We start from the raw sequence: 22,836 nt of genomic DNA, 5'->3' as shown, positions 1-22,836 counted from the left end.
TTTCGTCTTGAATCCAGTGATAGGGCCTGCAATGGGTGTTATTTTTGACCTTTTATTGTGTGATGTAAGTCATAAACAGGATGAAATGCTGTATTGATAGATTTGATTGGTTTCATTTGTTGGTTTTTGGTTAAAAAACGGTGACACATTTCAATTGGATTCCATTATTGTCTTCACAACCTCTGACAAGCAGCAAGGAAACGAACATGATTATTGGTGTACCTAAGGAAATTAAAGTTCATGAATACCGCGTGGGTATGGTGCCGGCTTCCGTGAGTGAAGCGGTTGCACACGGTCACACGGTCTACGTTGAAACTCAGGCGGGTGTCGGTATCGGTTTCAGCGATCAGGACTACATTGATGCTGGTGCGAAGATTCTGCCAACAGCTGCTGATGTTTTTGCTGAAGCAGAAATGATTGTGAAGGTAAAAGAGCCTCAGGCTGTTGAGCGTGCAATGCTGCGTGAAGGTCAGATTCTGTTTACTTACCTGCACCTGGCACCAGACCCAGAGCAGACACACGATCTGGTGAACAGCAAAGCGGTCTGTATCGCTTACGAAACTGTGACTGATGAAGCTGGCCGTCTGCCACTGCTGGCACCGATGTCTGAAGTTGCTGGTCGTATGTCAATCCAGGCTGGTGCTTTTGCTCTGGAAAAATCTCGTGGCGGTTGCGGCATGCTGCTGGCCGGTGTCCCGGGTGTTGAGCCTGCGAAAGTTGTTGTGATCGGCGGTGGTGTTGTTGGTGCAAACGCAGCACAAATGGCTGTTGGTCTGCGTGCAAATGTTGTTGTGCTGGATCGCAGCATCGATGTTCTGCGTAAACTGGATGCTCAGTTTGAAGGCAAAGTACAGTGTGTTTATTCGACGAAAGACGCGATTGAGAAACACGTACTGGAAGCGGATCTGGTCATCGGTGGTGTTCTGGTTGCAGGTGCTGCTGCTCCGAAACTGGTTACCGCTGAAATGGTGAAAAAGATGAAGCCAGGTTCTGCAATCGTTGACGTTGCGATTGACCAGGGTGGCTGTGTTGAGACTTCTCATGCGACAACTCACAGTGATCCAACCTTTATCGTTGACGATGTGGTTCACTACTGTGTTGCGAACATGCCAGGTGCCGTTGCGCGTACTTCAACTTTCGCACTGAACAACGTGACTCTGCCATATATCCTGAAACTGGCAAACAAAGGTTATAAAGCAGCACTGAAAGAAGACAAACATCTGCTGAACGGCCTGAATGTTTACCGTGGTCAAATCACTTGCCACGAAGTGTCTACTGCTCTGGATCTGCCATATGTAGATGCCGCAGAAGTACTGGCATAAGCTTGCTTTTGAGCGAATGAAACGAATCCCTGCTTCGGCAGGGATTTTTTTTGCTTTGTGTTGGTGATGAACGCAGCTGAAATTGACCGGGCAGCGAATCTCACAGAATCTCTTCATTTCAACCTCATGCCTCTGCGTTGCTTTATTTGCCTTAATAAGCTCACTATATTCATCATTGCTGGCTTTGCAGAGACGCCTTCATGTGAATCACTTTGGTTATGTCTGTCTTCGTGATGATGTGAATGGTGGATTGAGATTCTGTCGGAATAAATCTGACATCTGATACCGGATAGAAAGTACAGGCAAAGATGGGATAGTGTCGACCTGTCGAAATAATCAGACACATAAATCCGGCTTTCTATTCAGAATGAATGGCGCTGAAGTGAAAATTGGGATCAATCTATCAGGAATGATCATGAAAGCAGGAATTGATATTTCTCTGACAATGAAAATGGCCTTTATGAGAATATAAAGGCCAAGATAAAAGTTGGTCAGATTGTTTAAATCATGCGCGAGCGTAGATAACGCTGCCACCTTTAATTGTATCGATGATTTCTTTGGATAGATTTTTCGGCAGAGCAGGGCAACCCCAACTGCGTCCTAAATAACCATGACGACGAATGAAGTCTTCAGTTGCATAGGGGGCGCCGTGAACCACAATATAACGGCGGCGAGCATTATCGTTCTTGCCTTTCGTCAGACCATCCAGGCGCAGTGAGTAGCCGTTCCCGCCAAAATAAGTGGTATCTGTGAGAAAGGTGCCCAGTGACGTCTGACGTGAATTCACAATGTTTGAGAAGTGTTTGGCAACAACACCACCACTGTTCACACCGTGGGTGACATACGTGTGGAACAGGAGTCGGTTGTTTTTTAAATCAATGACAAAAAAACGTTTTTCTGTAGAAGGTTTGCTGTAGTCAATAATGGTCAGCAGCTGTTTTTTACGTCCTTTTGTATTGTAATATTCGTTATATCCATTTTGAAAGACATCGTAATCCAGCTTTCCTTTCAAACCTGCTTCTTCGTACACATGCTGAATTAAAATGTCAGGATTTTTGTTCTGCTGTATTTGTTGTTTTGCGGGTCCCTGAATTGTGCTGGCTGATGCATATTGCGGGAGATAACAAAAAATTAAAATGAATAGGTAGATGGCTTGTTTCATTTCCTTGATTACACTCTTCTAATTCGTTTATGCCAAAGACAAAGCGACTCTACCATAGGATTTGAATTTTTTTAGCCCTCTTATCACTAGTTTTACGTCAAAACTTTTCAAGCTGTTTTGCGGTTAAATTCTCAAAATTGATACATTTATTAATACAAAACAGTAAATTAAAATATGAACAGTGTTTAATGAAAAATTAAATCCATCCCTGGTAGTAATATTTCATTTTTAACAAATTACTACCTCTTCCAGGAATAATGTCCTGTTTTGGAAAGAGAAAAGAAGTCGTGACTAGGAAAAAGCAGAAAAATTATGTGCATGCACTGTTTGTTTGAATTTTGAGCTTAATATCGCATTTTTTTGTTGGCCCAGAATGATTCGGGTTAAAAAATAAACAAATCTTCAGGCGTAAAAAAACGGGCATGTGTGCCCGCTTTATTGAGCAGAATCTTTCTTCGGTTACTGGACACTACAAACAGTGTCCCAGCTGCCGTCACTGCCCGGTACTGAGTTGGTCCACCATTTTGCCTGATAGACAACACCGTTGTAGATAATCTTGTCTCCGCTTGCAGCATGGCTTGGGTTTCCTTCCCAGTCCGTTTGTGGCCAGTTCGGGTAAGTGTTGATGCCTGTGGTGACACAGTCACCAGGATTTCCGTCACCACCTCCGGTATCACCACCGCCATTGTTCAGATCAGCCAATGGCAGCTCCGGATGTTCAAAGGCCAGCGCATAATCTGTGTTATTCACACGGACGGTGTAATTCGCAGGACCTGAGATTGGCAGGAAGTAGTTGAGCGTCAGATCAAAGCTCTCGTTGTTACCGAGCTGCTTCCAGCTTGGCAGGCTGAAAGAGACACGGTGGAAGCTGCCATCCAGGCCACCCACATTGTCACCACGGCTATGGCCGGAAGCGATGACTGTGAGATTTGCACCGGATTGATCCGACATATTGTCCGGGGTGGAAGTCGGAATATTGAACTGGAATTCCGTGCCACCCGGCAATGCCACACCGGTCTTGTTCGTCACAGTCATGGTTGGGTTCAGCGGATAGTTCTGATCACCGACTTTGAAACCGGAAACGCCAACTTCAACATTCACAGCGGATGTTGGAATCGCGCCTTCAGCGACGGTATTACCGTAAGGTGTCGCACTGGCAAACTTGTCGTAAATGGCTTTGGTCATGGTGTGACCCATGTGGTATTCACCATTGCCTGTCTTACAAGCGTTTTCGCTTTCATCAACTGTGGTGCGGTTACCGTTGGCATCCAGGTTGTAGCAGTTGTAGTCACCTGCCAGTTCCCAGAACATGATCCCACCAATGCCCTGATCGACAACATAGTTTGCTTTGGTGTTAATTGACTCTTTATCTTCGGTTGACAGGAAAACTTTCTTTTCGGCGTTCCACAACCAAGGTGCGACAGACACGCTGTCGTAATGACGGCTATAGGTACCACGCAGAACATCATCCGGATCGTTGACCGGATCAAGGCCATATGCCGCCGTATAGCTACCATAAATGCCGTTCGCAAGGTTCATGGCATGCCACATTGGGTTGGAGCCTGCACCCATTTCTTTGCCGTTGGCGTCTTTGTCATGCCACATGTTGTCAATGCCGGTTGCACCAAAGCCACACTTGCTGGTGCCGGCGCCGGTTCCTGCAGGGCAGTCACTCTGGTTTGGCAGTTCAGCCCGGCCCCACAGGCCATTGGTTCCGCCTGTGACCCCTTGCCAGCCACGGGTATAGTAAGGTACACCAATGTTAATCCGGCCAGCAGGCATAGAGCCACGGAAGTAATGGTAAGCCCAGTCGGTATTCAGATAACCGGTCTTCTTGTACTGTGCCGTACCATAGACATTCCCCGCCTGGAGTTCAGCATCCAGACCACTGTCGTACAGTGAAGCATTGTGACCGACAAATTCGTTCCACGCACCGTGCAGGTCGTAGCTCATGATGTTGACATAGTCAAGGTATTTGGTAACCGCCATGGTCTCCATGCCGCGCAGCAGATAGCCGGATGAAGGCGCTGCGATCGTCAGCATGTAGTGATGGCCATCCTGAGCACTGGCCTGGTCAAGTTTCTCACGCAGTACTTTCATCAGCTCATGATAGGACTTCATCAGGTGAGGGCGCATTGCATCAGAATAAGCGAAGTCATCCGGGTTACCGGCACCTTGCATGCTGGTAGGATATTCATAGTCAATATCCAGACCATCAAACTTGTACTGACGCATCATCGCAACAGCTGAGTCAGCGAAGGTCTGGATACCCTGATGATTGATGCTGCCGTCAGCGTTTGTGGTCATGGTATAGAAACCACCGTCTGCAACCCGGTTCCCGTTATCATCAAAGTGACCGCCAGTTTCAGCCCATCCGCCGATGGAAATCAGCGTTTTGACACCATGTTTAACTTTGGCTGTTGCCAAGGCACCGAAGTGGCCTTTAAAACCCAGCGCCGGGTCAATTTCGACCCCTGGCCATTCTTTACCGACTGCCGGGTTATTGGGATCGTTGACATTGCCGACATTCACTTTGCCGTCAGAACCAATACTGACAAAGGCATAGTTAATGTGCGTCAGGTTTTCCCATGGGATATCGCTGACGAGGTAGCTGTTTTGCGGATCACCGCTGCTGCGCCAGCTGGTGAAGTAACCAATAACGCGTCGCGCATGGTCGGCGCCCATCTTTTCGCGGCCATCCTGATCATACACAGTACAGTAGGGGACTGTGACGCCCGGCGTCTGGTATAAACCATCCGGACGACAATTTGTTGCAGCCTGCGTCTGGAAACTCAGCATACAGGCTGCACTGAGAGCAGCCAGCGCAAAGCCATGCTTCGCATGCTTGCGCTTTTGTTTCATCGTTAACATCTATGGTTCCTTAACAAAAAATTAAAAAATAAAATAAGTGACAGACTTATGTTTAGTCGTGAAATAACTATAGGTTTTTTCTTGTTATTCCGAGTTTAATTGTTCGGATATTGGTCAATGATCACACAAATTTGGCCAGATTCTGTAACATATTCACCATTACTTTGCGTTGGTAAACAAATTGTCTGGTTGGTTTTTAGGTAGAAATAAGCTGTTTGATCAGGGAATTAGGAATGCTTCATGTATACAAAATGTTATGGTGTCAGTTATAACTGCTGACTTCTTCGGGCTGATTAGGAATGAATATGGATATCACATTGTTCCACGCGTCACTGTTACTCTTCACAGGGTTTCTTGCCGGTATCATCAATACCCTGGCTGGTGGCGGGTCGAACCTGACGCTGCCTGCATTGATGGTGATGGGGATGCCTGCTGAAGTGGCAAATGCGACCAACCGGTTAGGTGTCGTTTTACAGGCAATCACGGCCGTTTTCGGATTCCGCCGGCATGGAAAACTGGAGTTCAGCGATGCAGGGCCAATCATACTTCCCACGGTCATTGGCGGGTTGATTGGAGCCGGTGCTGCTGCATATGCTCCTTCTGAGTGGATCAAGCCTTTGCTGTTGGGCACGATGCTGCTGATGGCGCTGATCATTTTGGTGAAGCCGAGTGTGGTTGCACCTGAGCCCGGGACCATTGCCAGGAAAGTGGCAGAAACGCCAAGCTCCTGGTGGGGATTGGGGATTGCGGGTTTTTACGGCGGGTTTGTCCAGGCGGGAGTCGGTTTTGTGCTTCTAGCTGCGCTTGCCGGGACGCTGCGCTACGATCTGATCAGAGCGAACGCACTGAAGATGCTGTGTACATTGATGTTCACGATTGTCGCTCTGGCTTTGTTTATTTATGAAGGACTGGTTTTGTGGCTTCCCGGGCTTGTACTTGCGGCAGGAACAATTCTCGGAACTCACCTTGCTGTGAAGTTTGCGATTCATGCCAGTGCGAAAACATTGAAGTGGTTTTTATTTTTAATGACGCTCAGCGGCTGTATTGCAGCAATGCTAAATTAAAATTTCTGGTTAATTTATTTAATTTTATTTGTTAATAAAATTAACAATAATATATTGAAATTTACTCTTCTCATTGCAAATGCATTGAACTGAATATTATTCAACGCATTACACATTTACTCTGTTTTTCTGATTTAAAAACCGTGATTAGCCATACTTTAAATATGGTTAATTGCGATTTTTTTGTCTGAATGGTCACTCTTTAAGCAAGATTTCAAATGCTAGATCTAATGTTTCATTTTTAGTGAGTGTTAACTCAGAAGTGAAAGTGGCAAAATATTTCAAATGTAACAATCTGTGAGGAGGTGTGTCCGACGCTGGGTGTGGCGTACGAATAAGCCTGATCGTTTGGTTAACCAGTGAGCGTTTATAAAGCGTACCACTGATTAGTCAGGGGGTTACCTTATTAGACTCCGGACGCAGCAACTGCGTATTGATTCAGATCAAAATAATAACTCATGTAGTCGTTCGATCTGTGCTTGTGACTTTTTGAATGACGACTTTTGCCCAAAAAGCTGAGAGAGAACATGAAAACCTCAAGATATAAGAATATCTTGTCGGGTGGCTTTGTATTTTTTATGAGCCTATTCCTGTCAGGATGTCAATTTGCGCTGCTTGATCCAAAAGGTCGGATCGGTGTTGCAGAAAAAGATTTGATAATCACATCTTTGTTACTGATGCTGATTGTCGTTATTCCGGTTATTTTGATGACGTTCTACTTTGCGTTTAAGTATCGTGAATCAAACACCGGCGAAACATATACGCCAGAGTGGTCTCACTCAACCAAGATTGAGCTGGTTGTGTGGACTGTGCCAATTATTATTATCGCCATTTTAGGCACGATTACCTGGCGTTCTACTCACGCACTTGATCCAAGACAACCGATTGAAAGTACAGTGGAGCCGATGAAAATCGAAGTCGTTTCTCTGGACTGGAAATGGCTGTTTATCTATCCGGATCAAAACATTGCGACCATCAACGAAGTGGCATTCCCGAAAGGTGTCCCAGTTGAGTTCCATGTCACCTCAAACAGCGTCATGAACTCGTTCTTCATTCCACAGCTTGGCAGTCAGATTTATGCCATGACCGGTATGCTGAACAAATTGCATCTGATTGCTGATGAAGCTGGTGTTTTCGATGGTATTTCAGCGGGCTATAGCGGTCACGGCTTCTCTGGCATGAAGTTTAAAGCGCTGGCATTGGAAGATCAGGCAACCTTCGACGAGTGGGTGCAAAAAGTTCAGGCATCTGACAATCAGATGAAGACCCTGAGTGACTTCCAGACCATCGCGAAGCCAAGTGAGAACGTGCCAGTGAGTTATTACTCACATGTGCCTTCTGACATGTTGCTTACCATCCTGAATCAGTTTGAAGGTTCGCTGACGTGTACGATCACGCCGGAATTTTCTTCTGAGCAAACATTCTAGGACATATTATGTTTGGACGATTAACACTGGACGCCATTCCTTTCCATGAGCCAATCCTCATGGTGACGCTGGCGATCGTATTGCTGGGCGGTGCCGCCCTGGTAGGCGGCATTACCTATCTGGGTAAATGGCGCTACCTCTGGACAGAGTGGTTCACTACTGTCGATCACAAAAAAATTGGTGTGATGTACATCATCGTCGCGTTTGTGATGATGCTGCGTGGTTTTGCGGATGCCATCATGATGCGGAGCCAGCAAGTGCTGTCTGCCGCGGGTGAGACCGGCTACCTGCCGCCACATCACTATGATCAGGTCTTCTCTGCACACGGCGTGATCATGATTTTCTTCATGGCGATGCCGTTTATCATCGGCCTGATGAACATCGTGATTCCACTACAGATTGGTGCACGTGACGTTGCTTTCCCATTCCTGAACTCCCTGAGCTTCTGGCTGTTCGTTGTGGGTGTGGTACTGATCAACATGTCTCTGTTTGTGGGTGAGTTTGCTCAAACGGGCTGGCTGGCGTATCCGCCGCTGTCGGGTAAAGAGTACAGTCCTGGGGTCGGGGTCGATTACTGGATCTGGGCATTGCAGATATCCGGGATCGGTACGACTCTGTCAGGTGTGAACTTCTTCACCACCATCATGCGTCTGCGTACACCGTCGATGCCAATGATGAAGATGCCTGTATTCACCTGGGCATCCCTGTGTGCAAACATTCTGATCATTATTTCGTTCCCAATCCTGACCGTGACCATTGCGCTGCTGACGCTGGATCGTTATCTGGGCACGCACTTCTTCACTGTAGATATGGGTGGCGACATGATGATGTACGTCAACCTGATCTGGGCGTGGGGTCACCCGGAAGTATACATTCTGGTGCTGCCGGTATTCGGTGTGTTCTCTGAAGTGGTTGCGACCTTCTCGCGGAAGAAGCTGTTCGGTTATACCTCTCTGGTGTGGGCAACTGGTGTCATTACCTTCCTGGCCTTCATCGTATGGCTGCACCACTTCTTCACGATGGGTGCAAGTGCGAACGTGAATGCCTTCTTCGGGATTGCCACCATGGTGATTTCGATCCCGACAGGAGTGAAGATCTTTAACTGGCTGTTCACTATGTACCGCGGCCGGATTAAGTTCACGACGCCTATGCTGTGGACCATCGGTTTCATGTTCACCTTTACCATTGGTGGGATGACCGGCGTTCTGCTGGCAGTGCCTGCAGCGAACTTTGTACTGCACAACAGTCTGTTCCTGATTGCGCACTTCCACAACGTGATTATCGGCGGTGTGGTCTTCGGCTGCTTTGCAGGCTTTGCTTACTGGTTCCCGAAAGCGACTGGCTACAAGCTGGACGAGAAATGGGGTGTTCGTGCCTTCTGGTTCTGGATCATCGGTTTCTTCGTTGCATTCATGCCGCTGTACGTCCTGGGCTTCATGGGCATGACCCGTCGTCTGAGCCAGCATATTGAACCACAGTATTTCCCGATGCTGGCCGTTGCTGCCTGCGGTGCGGTGCTGATTCTGTGCGGTATTCTGTGTCAGATTATGCAGCTGTACGTCACTTTCCGTGACCGTGAAGCTCTGCGTGATGTCACCGGTGACCCGTGGGATGCCCGTACGCTGGAGTGGGCGACCTCGTCTCCGCCACCGTTCTACAACTTTGCCAAACTGCCTGAAGGTAACGAACTGGATGCATTCTGGTATCAGAAAGAACGTGGTGAAACGAATCAGCCTGTGAAATATGAACCTATTCATATGCCGAAAAACACAGGGACAGGTGTCATCATCTCTGCATACGCACTGCTGTTTGGTTTTGGTCTGATCTGGTACATCTGGTGGCTGGTTGCAGTCGGTCTGGTGGGTATGATCGGCGCATGGATCAAGCACAGCTTCAACGACGATGTGGACTACTACGTCACAGTTGAAGAAGTGAAAGCGATTGAGGAAGCCCATAAAGCACGTGTTGCTGGTGCGACCACGACACCAACATCGAAAGACGACGAAGACGAGATGGAGGTCGACTATGCACACTAATGCGGTTGATCATCACGAGCACGACGAACACCATCACGACATCGGTGAAACCAAGCAGCTAGGCTTCTGGATTTACCTGATGAGCGACTGCATTCTGTTCGCAACGCTCTTTGCTACCTATGCCGTGTTGTGTGGCAATACGGCTGGTGGTCCGAGTGGCAAGCATATTTTTGAGCTGCCGTTTGTATTTACTGAAACCATGATGCTGCTGTTCAGCAGTATCACTTTCGGCTTCGGTATGATCGCGATGAAACGCAAAGACATTGCGGGTCTGAAGCGCTGGATGTACGTGACCTTCCTGCTGGGCTTTGGTTTCCTGGCCATGGAAGTGTATGAGTTCCATCACCTGATTGAAGAAGGCTTCGGCCCGGATCGCAGCGCGTTCCTGTCTGCATTCTTCACACTGGTCGGAACCCACGGTCTGCACGTGACTGCCGGTATGATCTGGATGGTTGTGTGTCTGATTCAACTGAATACCAAAGGCCTGAATGACATGATGGAAACCCGTTTCCATTGTCTGAGTATGTTCTGGCACTTCCTGGATATCGTTTGGATCTGCGTATTCACCATCGTGTACCTGCTGGGAGTATTGTAATGGCGAAGCAAGAGCATCAAACCGGTTACGGTGATTACATTAAAGGGTTTATTGCGTCACTGATTCTGACCATTATTCCTTTTTACTTCGCAGCAACCAAAAGCCTGCCAACCACAACAACCGTTGCGATTCTGCTGGTGTGTGCTGTGGTTCAGCTGGTGGTGCATCTGGTGTACTTCCTGCACATGGATCGCTCTGAACAGGGACTGTGGAACTCCATGTCCTTTATCTTCACAGCGATTATCGTGCTGATTCTGATTGCCGGTTCCATCTGGATCATGGTCAATCTGCACGTGAACATGCTGCTGTAAGCCGGATGACGATATGATCAAAGGATATATTTCCATTACCAAACCTGGGATCATCATCGGTAACCTCATCTCTGTGTTGGCCGGATATTTTCTGGCTGCGAAAACGGAGGGGCTCGACGGGCCCCTCCTGATTTACACATTGCTGGGCGTTGCGTTTGTGATTGCTTCCGGTTGCGTGATCAACAATATTTTTGACCGGGATATCGATCAGAAGATGTCTCGCACCCAGAGCCGTTTACTGGCGAAAGGGGAAATCAATGCAGATGCTGCGTTTATATACGCCATCGTGCTGCTTCTGTCTGGTACTGCAGTGCTGTATCAGCAGGCGAATCCGTTGTCTGCCGTAGTGGTTCTACTGGGATTCGTGTTTTACGTGTTCTTTTACACCATGTGGTATAAGCGGAACTCAGTGTACGGTACGTTAGTGGGCAGTGTGTCCGGTGCGGTACCGCCATTAGTGGGTTATCTGGCTGTCACAAATTACATCAGCCTGGAAGCTATTTTGCTGTTTTCGATGTTTTGCCTGTGGCAAATGCCGCACTCGTACGCGATTGCGATGTTCCGCATGCAGGACTATAAAAATGCCGGCATTCCGGTTCTGCCGGTTGTGGAAGGCATTCATAAAGCCCGTCGTCATATGATGGCTTATGTCGTGGCTTTTACAGTTGTTGCTCTGGCCATGTTCGGACTGGGTTACAGCGGTTATGAATATTTACTGGTGACGTCGGGTGTCTGCCTGTGGTGGTGCGTCGTCACATTCCGTTCTCTGAATGAGAACAACTTTGTACAGTGGTCAAAATCAGTATTCAAGACATCACTGTTTGTAGTGACCGGCATCAGCTGTGTGCTGGGACTGGAGTTAATTCCGTTCGTTTGACAGCAAACGAATCACTGCATGTACCGATTCAACACTCTCTTGGCTAACAACTTTAATTAGCTACTTTTATTACGGTTTTGGTTTTTCCTGACTCGATACTATCTCCATCGAGTCAGTGAAAAACCATTTTTTTTTGCCTGTAATTTACATTTCTATCAACTGTTATTTCACGTAACAGGCGAAGCCTTTCAGATAGAAACCTTCCGGATAGGCTGAATCCAGCGGGTGATCCGCAGCCTGACTGAATCGTTCAATGAATTGTACTTCACGTTTTGCATCCAGCGCCGCATCCGCAATGATTTTCTGGAACAGATTGCTGTCCATCAGACCAGAGCACGAGTAGGTCAGCAGTGTGCCGCCCGGTTTCAGAATTTGCATCGCCAGCATGTTGATGTCTTTATAGCCCCGGCAGGCGCCAACCAGTTGTGCTTTCGACTCCGCAAACTTTGGCGGATCCATGATCACCACGTCAAATTGCTCGCCTCGCTCCCGGTATTCGCGCAGCAGTTTGAATACGTCTGCATTCACGAACTCGGCGTTTTCGACCGGCAGGTCGTTGATTTCTGCGTTTTGGCGGGCTGTATCCAGCGCTGGTTGTGAGACATCCACGTTGATGACCTGATCAGCACCACCTTTCAGGGCGTACAGGCCAAATCCGCCGGTGTAGCAGAAACAGTTCAGGACACGTTTGCCTTTCACGTACTTGATCGCTGCCTGACGGCTGTCACGCTGATCCAGGTAGAAACCTGTCTTGTGGCCGCCAACGATATCAACATTGATTTTGATGCCGTTTTCTTCAATGGTTACAACTGCAGGTGGCTCTTCGCCGTGCAGGACACCGGTACGCTGTTTCAGACCTTCCTTTTTCCGTACGGACACATCAGAGCGCTCATAAATACTGCATTCCGGATAGCAGGTTTTCAGCGCTTCAACCAGATTGTCTTTTTGTGCTTCAGCACCGGCACTCAGGAGCTGGCAGACCAGAAAATCCTGATAGCGATCGATGGTGATACCCGGCAGACCGTCAGACTCTGCTGCAATCAGGCGATAGCCGGTTAAGCCGTCACGCTCTGCAAGAATGTCACGCAGGCCCTGAGCTGCCTGAAGGCGTTTCATGAAAAATTGGGTATCAATGGTATCGTTTTGATCAAAAGTCCAGACACGGACACGGATCTGAGACTGGGGAGAATAGGCGCCACGGGCAAGCCATTCGCCCTTGTGATCATAGACGTCAACGGTTTCGCCTAAACCCGGAGTGCCTTCAACACGCTGAATACCACGAGAAAAAACCCAGGGATGGCGACGGCGCAGTGATTTTTCACGCCCTTTCACCAGATAGATAGAAGCTGTCATGTTCGGACCAGAAGCTGTAAAAGAATGGGGGCGTATTATCTTGTTCGCAGGAAGGAAAATCAACCGGAAGCCAGTCTGGCAGGCAGGAATTCCGCCCTCTTTCTGAAGCAGGAGAGGGCGGTACTGTATCTGGTCAGGCTTTCACGCCGTTCATCAGAATTTCAAGTTGCTGGGCTTGCTGGTTCAGACGTTCAATATCACTGGCTGTCTGTGCAATGACATTTCTCACCTGGCGGGATTGTTCACGGACTTGTTCAACACTGCTGGCGATGCCATCGGCAACCGTGCCTTGCTGTTCAGCCGCCGCTGCGATTTCTGTACTGCGGTCTGAAATATGCTGATTCCGGTCGGCAATCTGCGTGATCTGCTGATCAACAGAATCCATCTGCGTTTCGCTTTCGCCCGCATTCGAGACTGTACTCTGCATGACGGTCATCAGCGTCCGGCTGTTTTTCTGTAATGATTCGATCATCTGCTGAATTTCTACCGTTGCTGTCTGGGTACGGCCAGCCAGTGTACGGACTTCATCTGCAACAACGGCAAAGCCGCGCCCTTGTTCCCCGGCGCGGGCTGCTTCAATCGCAGCGTTCAGGGCCAGCAGGTTGGTTTGCTCGGAAATTGCATTGATGGTTGTGACAACAGCATCAATTTTCGCAGCATTACTGTCCAGCTCATTCACCGCTTCTGCAGCCTGGTGAATTTCACGGGTGAGCTGATTTATCGCCTGTTTGGTATCACTGACCTGAGCACGACCTTGTTCAGTCACCTCCTGCGCTTCCTGGGTCTGTTCTGAGGTGTGGTGCGCGTGTGCGGCCACTTCGCGAATTGAAGAAGCCATCTCTTCTGTCGCGCTGGCCAGAGAGTCTAAATGTTCCTGTTGTTCCACAGAAAGATGCTCGGTTTGAATACTGCGCTGGCGGAGTTCACTGCTGATTTGCTGCATCAGCGCAGTTGCCTCCTGAGTCGCCAGCACCAGCTTCTGCTCGCGGTCGGCCACTTTATCAATTGTGAGTGCAATGGTACTGAACTCGTCCCGGACTTTGAAAAAGTTCAGGCGTTGCGTGAGGTCACCTTCTGCCAGTGTATTCAGCGCTTTGTGCGTGGTGAACATTGCACCGCCAATAAAGGTCATGATGTAGTAGACCACAGCAAGTGTCAGCAGGATCACTGCAATGCCCATCGTCATCTGAAAGCCGGACAGGTAATCAAACAGGCTGGATTGATCCGTGGATATCAGGCTGTAGCTCATTCCCGGGACTGAGACGGCTTGCTCGCCACGGCCTAAGGTAATATGGGTGCCATTCAACAAAGTTGGTGCATCAATTTGAGAGACTTTCATTTCAGCGAGCAGGTTTGCTGTCGAATGAAGTTTCTGTGAAATCAATGCTTCATGCTGCTTTTCTCCGGCATCAGCTAAAATTGCACTGACAGTGATGATTCCAAACAAAGGGAGCAGGAAGAGGAGATAGAACTTTTCCTGGAGTTTGAGGTGGATGAGGTATTTATCTATCCATCTAAATGCAACTTCTTTCATGTTTTCTTCCTGAATAAATGAAGTGTTGTGGCGTCAGTGAATATTAATATTTTTATCTAATAAAACAGACTAATCTTGAGGTGATTTATGTCACAGATTTGTGTCATGGTCAGAGTGACCGGCCAAGTTCAGGGAGTGGGATTTCGTTTTCATACGGCGCATGAGGGTTTGAAAAAGGGAGTGAGCGGTTACGCAAAAAATTTACCTGACGGCAGTGTGGAAGTGCTGGCGTGCGGTAAAGCAGAGCATGTCGAAGGACTGGTCGAATGGCTGAAAATCGGTCCGAGAGCATCCCGAGTCGACAGTCTGAGCAGCGATGAGGTGGAATGGCGGGCGGTTGACGGTTTTGAAATTATTTAGCCGAAGCCCGTGGGACTCCGGCTGATATGCCAGTCCTGCTCACAGGCACTTGGCTGGTTTGGGCAATCCGGCTAACTTTGTGGCTTGCTTGGCAGGGCCTTTCGGGAAGAGTTTGAACAGATATTTTGAATTCCCTTTTTCTTCACCATATTGTTTGGCCATGGCTTTGACCAGCATTCGAATGGCTGGTGATGTATTGAATTCAAGATAGAATTCACGCACAAAATGAACAACTTCCAAATGAGCATCCGTTAATGCGACGCCTTCTTCCTGCGCCAGGACAGGCACTAATGCCGGTGTCCAGTCGCTGACATTTTTCAAATAACCCTGAGCATCGGTATCGATGACTTTACCGTCAAATTCAAGCATGGTACTTCCCGAGATTGTTTACCCGGCAAGGATAGTGATTCGACCCGGCGGGTGCAAGCATTCCGTGTGAGCCATAAAAGAAAAACGCCCCGAAAGGCGCTTGTTCAATTCATCACTGACCGACCAGATTAGTCGTCATTCATCACGCCCAGAATTTGCAGCAGGCTGACGAACAGGTTGTAAATTGATACATACAGCGTCACAGTCGCTGAGATGTAGTTGGTCTCACCACCACGAACGATTGACTGAGTTGTCAGCAGAATCGCCGCAGAAGAGAACAGAACAAACATTGCACTGATTGCCAGCGACAGCATTGGCAGTTTCAGGAAGATGTTTGCAATCATTGCCACGACAATCGCAATGAAACCAGCCAGCAGCATGCCGCCCAGGAAAGACAGGTCACGCTTCGTCGTCAGCGCATATGCAGAACAGGCCATGAAGGTGACTGCCGTACCGCCGAGCGCCAGAACAATCATGTCACCCAGACCGGCACTGACATACATGTTCAGAATCGGGCCCAGGGTATAACCCATGAAGCCGGTCAGCGCGAAGGTAAATACCAGACCCAGACCATTGTTACGGTTTTTCTCAGTCAGGAACAGCAGGCCATAAAAGCCAACCAGTGTAATGATAAAGCCAGGGTGCGGCAGGTTCATCACCATGGCAGCACCAGCAACGACAGCTGACCACAGTAAAGTCAGTGACAGCAGGAAGTACGTGTTACGCAAAACCTTGTTGGTTGACAGTACGCCTTCGTAGCCATTGCTACGGACAATACGATCGTTCATATAATCTTCCCCTCAGGGTTAGTGTTGAAATCTACTCTGCCTTATATGGCGACAATTTCATGGAATTTCAATAGTAACCGATTGAAATTTTAAAGCGAAATTGAAAAAAACATTTTCAGACAATTGGGTTAATCATACTGGAGGTCTTGTGAATCCCTAAGTTAAAGATGTAACAGTGTGTTACAAGGTTGACCGTCGTCAGGGCTGACCTGTTTTCATTCAGGTGTCAACGGATTGGCGGGGCGTAATGCAGGCCGCCCTGTGTCCAGAGGTTATTCTGTGCCCGCTGTATATGGAGCGGTGAATGCACGCCAACGGTACGCTCGAAGCTCTCGCCATAGTTGCCGACCTGTTTGATAATCTGATATGCCCAGTCAGAATTGAGACCCAGACTTTTTCCCTGCGTGCCATTTAAGCCTAAGAAACGGCGGACTGCCGGGACATCACTGTTTTTCATTTCATCAATATTCTGAGAATTAATCCCCATTTCCTCAGCGTTGAGCATGGCGTTCAGCGTCCACTTCACGATATTGAACCACTGATCATCGCCCTGACGGACAACCGGGCCAAGGGGCTCTTTAGAGATGATGTCAGGCAGGATCTCGGCATTTTCAGATTTTTTAAGATTCAGTCTTAAGCCGTACAGCCCGGACTGATCCGCAGTCAGTACGTCACAGCGGCCTGTTTCAAATCCATCAATTGTTTCTTTGGCCGTATCGAACGGCACCAGCGTATATGTCAGATGATTAAGCTTGAAGTAATCTTCAAGATTCAGCTCAGTCGTCGTCCCGGATTGGACACAGATGGTGGCGCCGGATAAATCTTTTGCGGTATTGGCGTTTAATGACTTCCTCACCATGAACCCCTGACCGTCAAAATAAAGAATACCGGCGAAATTCAGGGCGAGTGCAGTGTCGCGCTGGAGTGTCCAGGTTGTATTGCGGGAGAGAATATCAATGTCACCGTTCTGCAGCGCTTTAAAACGCTCGCGTGCGTTGAGCGGAATGAACTTCACTTTGTTTTTATCGCCTAATGTGGCTGCTGCGAGGGCCTGACAAAATTCAACATCTAATCCATGCCATTCGCCTTTTTGATTTGGCATGGAAAACCCCGGTAAACCGGTGCTCACGCCACATTCAAGATATCCCTTTTCCTGAATGTTTTTCAGCGTGGGAGAAAAGCTGATTTGTTTGCTGAGCCTTTCTCTGAGTGTATTCACTTCCTTTTCAAGTTCGTCTGCCCGTTCTGCATCCAGACTCAGATTTGATCCTGCGGGTTGCGCATCCAATTGTTGTTCGAGCATGTCGATTTTATTTTGGAGTGCTTTGATTAACGCTTTATCCTGAGCGCTCTCCCGGTCACATCCCGTGAAAAGCAGCAGGCACAAGGTCCCCACCAGACAAGTCTGAATCATCTTTGCCATAACGTGTCCTTCTGATAATGCTGTCTGAATCGGCACGCCTGACATTGCAAACAGCGCATTAACAAATATATCAATCTTCAGTATAGGAACCGTTCACAGATGTGCGAATTGACACAATAAAGCTCAGAATGCTTTGAATTCTGCCATTTGCAGAAAATTAAGTGATGATAGTTTACAAAGGGATCAGCGGTTGAACCGGCGCCATATTAATGACTTCACGCTTTGCGAACAGATCGGTGAGGATACGGGTTTCCAGATCGGTCGGAGGACGTCGGGCATCGAGCAATAAAAATGAAGTATTGTCTGCGGCCGGGCGGGTGAGCGCATCCAGATCCACTACTGACAGCAGAGCGTGGAACTTGTGGACATAATCCCGGGTTTCCTGCGGCAGTGTGAGTTGTGTGAACTGGTGACTGCCGGCTCGCTTGATGGCGCGGCCGACGCGGCCTTCACCGGCATTATAAGCTGCCAGAGTGAGAGCCAGATTCTGATCAAATTTCTGATACAGAAAAGCCAGATAAGAGGTGGCAGCCTGTGTGCTTTTTGTGACGTCAAATCGTTCATCGTTGCCGGATTCGACCTGCAGGCCAAATCGCTTTGCTGTCGCTGGAATAAGTTGCCACAGGCCTGCAGCATTGGCGTGGGATATTGCATCGACCCGGAAGGTCGATTCAATCATCGGGAGTAGCGCAAGACTCTTTGGCAGCGCTTTCTGCCTGAGTACCTTTTCGATATCAATCAGGGTGTCACGGTGACGCAGGAGGTGGCTTTCAATGATTCTGCGATGGGGCAGTAAACGGTCGACCTGAGCCTGAAGGGCATCAGCGCTGAGAGAAAAAGGGGTATCCGCCGGGCTGGCGAGAGCTTTGCCCGGAATGATAATCAGGGTGAACCATAAACATAAACCGGCCAGAAATCTTTGGCCGGTTTTCGATGTCTTGTACATCTTAATTTTGCATGAGTGCTGTCCCGTAATCCGGTTCACCTTTGAGCTGTCTGAGGACTTCGCCGTACGAAGCCGACAGATTGCCATTCACCTGATTGGTTTTCTGACAGGACTGGATTTGGGTTTCCAGTTGTTGCCAGCTCTGGCGGACCTTCATATTCAGCGGAGATGGCAGCCGTTTCAGCAAAATTGCCATACCGCGTTTGTCGCCTGGCAGGCCGAGCGACAGCAGCATGTCTGAGCGCTGTTTTGCGCTCTGCTGCAACTGGGACAGTAATGGCTCCTGCCGGCTGACCAGTTCAGTCAGGGCTGCGCCATTAAATTGCAGATAACTGGCTTGCTGTCGGATCATCAGTTGTCCGAGCTGCTGATAAGCATGCAAATCTCGGCGGATGCCCTGAATCAGCGATTTCACTACCTGCTGTTTACTCATATCGACCTCATTTGTGTCCGGTATGGAACTCAAGAATCGCGCTGGATAAAGTTTCGATGTCCAGTTTCAGATCGCCTTTCGCCAGTGCTGCTTTCACTGCACTAACTTTTTCCATAGCGATCTCTGGCAGTTCAGCCAGTTCTTTCTGTGCCTGGGCAATCACCTGATTACTGGTGCTGATGACCGGCTCAAGACCTTTCGCTTTACCTGCGGTTTCTACTTGTGCCGGGCCGGATGGGCGCTGTGTTGAAGACGCCACTTGAGAATTAAATACTTTGTCAATTTTCATGAACTGATCCTGCTCGCTTTACTACCGCTAAATTTAGAAAAAGTGTTAAAAATGTTTCTTAATAGGGAAGGGCGACCACTTCCGCCGGAAATTAAAAAATAGTTTCAACTTTTCCGCGTTCGACAACGATGGCCTGAATGACCTTGCCAGAACTGATATTGCGGACAGAAATCTGTTCACCTTTAACGCCATTTTGCAGCGCTTCACCGGCCATGCTCGCGGCCATGCCATTTTTACTTGCAATAATCATGACACTTTCGCCTTCTTCAACCATCCACAAGGGCTGTAACTGAAGCGGACTGATGATCTGACCGCTGCGGAATCTGCGTAATGTCCGTTGTCCGAGTACCTCTTCAGGACGGGTCGCAAAGGCCTCTGCACGGCTGAGCGTAAGGGTTTGCGTTTTGAGCATGTCTGCTGTCAGTTTGGTATCCCGGCGAATATGCGTGGTCGCCACAATCACCGGCAGGCGCAGGTTGACCTGCACCGTGATGTTCAGTTTCCACGGCTGATCACCAGACTGACATTCCACCTGACGCCGTAAATAACCGACAGGCAGGTTCTGCTGATCCGCGGCACTGATATAGAGTGGGATCGGACAGGCCGGAAGATGTGTCACGGCTGATGGCACATTGATATCAATATCGGCTTTATAGTCCGACCAGCGCTGACGGTTTGCATAACCGGCGATTTCCTGCTCGATTTTTGTCTTCACCCATCGGACCAGCTCAGTTTTATCCTGATTGTCTTTGCCGCTGGCCAGCGCTCCCGGGGCCAGCATCAGACTGGCGATGAACACCATCATTTTCCGGGTCAGGATACTGTTTCCCGATTTCCGCTTGCTTGCTGAAAAGCGGAAGTTCCGCTTCCCTTCCTTTTTGTAACTAACTGAAAAATAAGGCATAAAAATTTGGCATGTTTCTTGTTTATAGGTACTGCGTGAATTCTGCGTAAGTGTGACCGAATTTAAGGAACAACAATGGCGATCAGTTTTGAAAATGCGCTGGGTGTTCATCCTGATGCGCTTAACTTCAGGGTACAGCGCAGCAAAGTATTGGCAAGCAACTTAGCAAATGTCGATACCCCTGGGTATCTCGCCAGAGACCTGGCGTTTGAAACCGTGATGCAAAACACAAGCTCACGTGTGGATACACCACCACCGGAAATGGCTGTGAGCGCGAAATACCGGGTGCCATACCAGAACAGTAAAACCGGTAACACCGTTGAGCTGGGCGTCGAGCAAGCCAAGTTTGCCCAGAACAACATGGATTTTCAAACCAGCCTGACTTTCATGAATATGAAGTTCAGCGGGCTGGCTAAAGCAATTGAGGGTCGTTAATCACTATGGCTTTTACGGACATCTACTCAATCGCTGGTTCTGCAATGACGGCACAAACCGTCCGTCTGAACACGGTGGCCAGTAACCTGGCGAACGCCGATGCAGTCGCCAGCAATCCGAATGATGCTTACAAGGCACTGAAACCTGTTTTTGCCACGGTTTACAGCCAGACACAGTTGTCTGCGGACAAAGATGTGTATCCGAATGCGGAAGTCCGCATTGTGGATGTTGTGAAAAGTGAAGGCAAAGTCGACAAACGTTTCGAGCCGAATAACCCGCTGGCAAACGATGAAGGTTACGTCTTCTATCCGGGCATTGATGTCGTTGCAGAAATGGCAGACATGATGTCGGCGACGCGCAGCTACGAGACCAATGTCGAAGTGCTGGCGAATGTGAAAAGTATGCAGCAGGGTCTGCTGCGACTGGGGGAAGGTAGCCGATGAGTCTCGCACAATACACCGCGCTGAACGGTGATTCACCAACCACAACAACGGGTTCAAACGGCGGCATTCAGTCCAACCCGGCCAGCGCGAACAGTGCCGATGCACTGCAAAATGAATTTCTGACGCTGATGGTTGCGCAGATCCAGAACCAGGATCCGCTGAACCCGCTGGACGGCACGGAATACGTTGGTCAGCTGGCACAGTTCTCACAGGTACAGAGTACCGAGAACATGTCCAAGATGATGCAAAACAGCATGGTCCTGATGGACAACATGCAAGTGCTGGCAACGGCCGGTCTGGTCGGTCAGACCGTGTATGTCGCAACCAACGAGATGACTTTGTCTGAAGACAGTGTCCAGAGCGGAAAAATCGAACTGGAGCATGCGTCGAACCAGGTCAACCTGGTGCTGGAAGATGCTTATGGTCGTAAGACGAAAGTCCCGCTGGGTGCGCATGGTGCCGGTGATGTGGATTTTACCATTGATGCAGAAAAGCTTGGGTTACCGAAAGGCGACTACACCGTTTCTGTTGAAGTGCAAAAAGGTCAGGCTCAGCCAAACATGCTGCTGGCCGGCAAAGTTGAACAGGTCCGCGTGCCAAGTAATGGGGGCTCCGCCCTGGTGAACGTTGCTGGTGTCGGCAGTATTCCTTTCTACCAGATTAGCCAGTTCGGCAGCTGATTTTCATACAGGATAACGAGGATAACATGAGTTTTGATATCGCGCTGAGTGGCCTGGGTGCCACCAACACACAACTGAATACCATCAGTAACAACATTGCGAACGTTTCAACCACGGGCTTTAAGCAGTCCCGTACCGAATTCGCATCTGTGTATAACGGCCTTCAGGCCGGTGGTGTGGAAGTTGCTGCTATCTCCCAGAACTTTGATAAAAACGGTTCTGTGTCCGGTACCGGCCGCTCTCTGGATCTGGCCATCGGTGGTAACGGTTTCTTTGTGACCACAGATACTTCAGGTCAGGTGGTTTACACCCGCTCTGGTGTGTTCAATACCGACAAAGACAACTACATCACCAGCAACACCGGCATGAAGCTGCAGGGTTACACCGTTGATGCCAACAACAACCTGCAATCCGGTGCGACTGGCGATCTGCAAATCAAGACGGCTTCACTGGCTGCACAGGCAACGGACCGCATCGACTTTGTTGCGAACTTTGACTCTCGCGTCAATGTTCCTGCAGTTGCGCCATTCAACATGGCTGACCACGACACCTACAACTCGTCTTACACCACGAAGGTCTATGACTCGCTGGGTAACCCGCACACCATGACGCAGTACTTCGTCAAGACCGGTGCAAACGCCTGGGATATTCACGTTTCTGTTGATGGTGCCGCACCAGGCGCAGCACAGGCCGTGACATTCAATACTGACGGTACGATGGCGACTCCGGCAGCGCCTTATAACGTTGCATTCAACCCGGCGGGTGCTGACCCGATGAGTGTTGATATCGACCTGCAGGGTACCACGCAGTTCGGTGCCGATTTCGGAACCAGCACCAACAACCCGAATGGTTACTCTTCCGGTGAACTGACGGGTGTTCGTGTTGAAGACAACGGCATGGTTTATGCGACTTACACCAATGGTCAGTCTCTGCTGCAAGGTCAGGTGATGCTTGCTGATTTCGCAAACCCACAGGCACTGGTGAAAGTGAGCAACACCGGATGGCAGCAAAGCTTCGCTTCTGGTGCGCCAATCACGGGCCAGCCTGGCAGCGGTATTCTGGGCAGCCTGACACCTGGCGCGCTGGAAGGTTCGAACGTGGATCTGACCAGTGAGCTGGTGAATCTGATGACAGCTCAGCGTAACTATCAGGCGAATGCCAAGACGATCTCGACCACTGAGCAGCTGACTCAGGCGCTGTTCAACGCGATTTAA

General features: G+C 49.0%; 23 protein-coding genes. 12 read left to right on the top strand and 11 right to left on the bottom strand.

Annotated features, from left to right (window positions below; genetic code table 11):
- Window positions 1-206: 206 nt before the first annotated feature.
- The gene (ald, locus tag SPK40_RS05315; protein WP_248139795.1) at window positions 207-1,322 is read left to right on the top strand and encodes an alanine dehydrogenase; all 1,116 of its coding nucleotides are present in this window, start codon (window positions 207-209) and stop codon (window positions 1,320-1,322) included.
- Between the two features lie 505 nt (window positions 1,323-1,827).
- Here the strand turns inward: ald and SPK40_RS05310 are convergent.
- Window positions 1,828-2,484: a murein L,D-transpeptidase catalytic domain family protein gene (locus SPK40_RS05310; RefSeq protein ID WP_330959661.1), complete on the bottom strand. Its 657-nt coding sequence runs from the start codon at window positions 2,482-2,484 to the stop codon at window positions 1,828-1,830.
- Window positions 2,485-2,943: 459 nt separating this feature from the next.
- Window positions 2,944-5,355 (bottom strand): chitinase C-terminal domain-containing protein, encoded by a 2,412-nt coding sequence (locus SPK40_RS05305; RefSeq protein ID WP_442957546.1) that lies wholly within the window; start codon window positions 5,353-5,355, stop codon window positions 2,944-2,946.
- Window positions 5,356-5,660: 305 nt separating this feature from the next.
- Between SPK40_RS05305 and SPK40_RS05300 the strand changes: the two genes are divergently transcribed.
- The 6 genes from SPK40_RS05300 (at window position 5,661) to cyoE (ending at window position 11,665) form a co-directional block, all read left to right on the top strand.
- On the top strand, window positions 5,661-6,419 hold the full coding sequence (locus tag SPK40_RS05300) for a sulfite exporter TauE/SafE family protein (RefSeq protein ID WP_330959660.1): 759 nt from the start codon (window positions 5,661-5,663) through the stop codon (window positions 6,417-6,419).
- Between the two features lie 527 nt (window positions 6,420-6,946).
- Window positions 6,947-7,846: a ubiquinol oxidase subunit II gene (cyoA, locus tag SPK40_RS05295; RefSeq protein WP_330959659.1), complete on the top strand. Its 900-nt coding sequence runs from the start codon at window positions 6,947-6,949 to the stop codon at window positions 7,844-7,846.
- A gap of 8 nt (window positions 7,847-7,854) precedes the next feature.
- A complete protein-coding gene (gene cyoB / locus SPK40_RS05290) occupies window positions 7,855-9,882 on the top strand; it encodes a cytochrome o ubiquinol oxidase subunit I (RefSeq protein WP_248139799.1) in 2,028 nt (675 codons plus the stop codon).
- Window positions 9,872-10,477, top strand: a complete 606-nt coding sequence (gene cyoC, locus SPK40_RS05285) for a cytochrome o ubiquinol oxidase subunit III (protein WP_330959658.1) — start codon at window positions 9,872-9,874, stop codon at window positions 10,475-10,477. The genes cyoB and cyoC overlap by 11 nt, the downstream gene beginning before the upstream one ends.
- Complete coding sequence (gene cyoD, locus SPK40_RS05280) at window positions 10,477-10,788, top strand: cytochrome o ubiquinol oxidase subunit IV (protein WP_248139801.1); 312 nt, start codon at window positions 10,477-10,479, stop codon at window positions 10,786-10,788. The genes cyoC and cyoD overlap by 1 nt, the downstream gene beginning before the upstream one ends.
- 13 nt (window positions 10,789-10,801) lie before the next feature.
- On the top strand, window positions 10,802-11,665 hold the full coding sequence (cyoE, locus tag SPK40_RS05275; RefSeq protein ID WP_248139802.1) for a heme o synthase: 864 nt from the start codon (window positions 10,802-10,804) through the stop codon (window positions 11,663-11,665).
- 162 nt (window positions 11,666-11,827) lie between these two features.
- Here the strand turns inward: cyoE and SPK40_RS05270 are convergent, their stop codons facing one another.
- On the bottom strand, window positions 11,828-13,018 hold the full coding sequence (locus SPK40_RS05270; protein ID WP_330959657.1) for a class I SAM-dependent methyltransferase: 1,191 nt from the start codon (window positions 13,016-13,018) through the stop codon (window positions 11,828-11,830).
- A 133-nt stretch (window positions 13,019-13,151) separates the two neighbouring features.
- Window positions 13,152-14,552 (bottom strand): methyl-accepting chemotaxis protein, encoded by a 1,401-nt coding sequence (locus tag SPK40_RS05265; protein ID WP_330959656.1) that lies wholly within the window; start codon window positions 14,550-14,552, stop codon window positions 13,152-13,154.
- Between the two features lie 87 nt (window positions 14,553-14,639).
- On the opposite strand from SPK40_RS05265, the gene yccX reads away from it, so the two are divergent.
- Window positions 14,640-14,912: an acylphosphatase gene (gene yccX, locus SPK40_RS05260; protein WP_248139805.1), complete on the top strand. Its 273-nt coding sequence runs from the start codon at window positions 14,640-14,642 to the stop codon at window positions 14,910-14,912.
- A gap of 39 nt (window positions 14,913-14,951) precedes the next feature.
- On the opposite strand, the gene SPK40_RS05255 is transcribed toward yccX, so the two are convergent.
- The 7 genes from SPK40_RS05255 to flgA form a co-directional block, all read right to left on the bottom strand.
- On the bottom strand, window positions 14,952-15,281 hold the full coding sequence (locus SPK40_RS05255; RefSeq protein WP_248139806.1) for a TusE/DsrC/DsvC family sulfur relay protein: 330 nt from the start codon (window positions 15,279-15,281) through the stop codon (window positions 14,952-14,954).
- A 128-nt stretch (window positions 15,282-15,409) separates the two neighbouring features.
- A complete protein-coding gene (locus tag SPK40_RS05250) occupies window positions 15,410-16,069 on the bottom strand; it encodes a Bax inhibitor-1/YccA family protein (RefSeq protein WP_248139807.1) in 660 nt (219 codons plus the stop codon).
- Window positions 16,070-16,295: 226 nt separating this feature from the next.
- Window positions 16,296-17,492: an amino acid ABC transporter substrate-binding protein gene (locus SPK40_RS05245; protein ID WP_330959655.1), complete on the bottom strand. Its 1,197-nt coding sequence runs from the start codon at window positions 17,490-17,492 to the stop codon at window positions 16,296-16,298.
- Window positions 17,493-17,664: 172 nt separating this feature from the next.
- Window positions 17,665-18,438, bottom strand: a complete 774-nt coding sequence (locus SPK40_RS05240) for a lytic transglycosylase domain-containing protein (RefSeq protein WP_330959654.1) — start codon at window positions 18,436-18,438, stop codon at window positions 17,665-17,667.
- A gap of 1 nt (window position 18,439) precedes the next feature.
- Window positions 18,440-18,871, bottom strand: coding sequence for a flagellar protein FlgN (gene flgN, locus SPK40_RS05235; RefSeq protein WP_248139810.1), 432 nt, complete (start codon window positions 18,869-18,871; stop codon window positions 18,440-18,442).
- Between the two features lie 7 nt (window positions 18,872-18,878).
- Window positions 18,879-19,160 (bottom strand): flagellar biosynthesis anti-sigma factor FlgM, encoded by a 282-nt coding sequence (gene flgM, locus SPK40_RS05230; protein ID WP_330959653.1) that lies wholly within the window; start codon window positions 19,158-19,160, stop codon window positions 18,879-18,881.
- 91 nt (window positions 19,161-19,251) lie between these two features.
- Window positions 19,252-19,965, bottom strand: a complete 714-nt coding sequence (gene flgA / locus SPK40_RS05225) for a flagellar basal body P-ring formation chaperone FlgA (RefSeq protein WP_330959652.1) — start codon at window positions 19,963-19,965, stop codon at window positions 19,252-19,254.
- Between the two features lie 174 nt (window positions 19,966-20,139).
- On the opposite strand from flgA, the gene flgB reads away from it, so the two are divergent.
- Genes flgB through flgE form a run of 4 tightly spaced genes read left to right on the top strand, consistent with a single transcriptional unit; the run spans window position 20,140 to window position 22,836 of the window.
- On the top strand, window positions 20,140-20,499 hold the full coding sequence (gene flgB, locus SPK40_RS05220; protein ID WP_248139813.1) for a flagellar basal body rod protein FlgB: 360 nt from the start codon (window positions 20,140-20,142) through the stop codon (window positions 20,497-20,499).
- Between the two features lie 5 nt (window positions 20,500-20,504).
- On the top strand, window positions 20,505-20,942 hold the full coding sequence (gene flgC / locus SPK40_RS05215) for a flagellar basal body rod protein FlgC (protein WP_248139814.1): 438 nt from the start codon (window positions 20,505-20,507) through the stop codon (window positions 20,940-20,942).
- Window positions 20,939-21,622 carry a flagellar hook assembly protein FlgD gene (gene flgD, locus SPK40_RS05210; RefSeq protein WP_248139815.1) on the top strand — a complete coding sequence of 228 codons (684 nt, stop codon included), beginning with the start codon at window positions 20,939-20,941 and terminating at the stop codon, window positions 21,620-21,622. Before flgC ends, flgD begins: the two co-directional genes overlap by 4 nt.
- 26 nt (window positions 21,623-21,648) lie before the next feature.
- Entirely contained in the window at window positions 21,649-22,836 is a 1,188-nt protein-coding gene (gene flgE / locus SPK40_RS05205; RefSeq protein ID WP_248139816.1) for a flagellar hook protein FlgE, read from the top strand.

This window comes from Photobacterium sp. 53610 (genome assembly GCF_036409375.1).
In the GTDB taxonomy this organism is placed as follows: Bacteria; Pseudomonadota; Gammaproteobacteria; order Enterobacterales; family Vibrionaceae; genus Photobacterium.
This window is presented reverse-complemented; position numbering and strand designations above follow the sequence as displayed.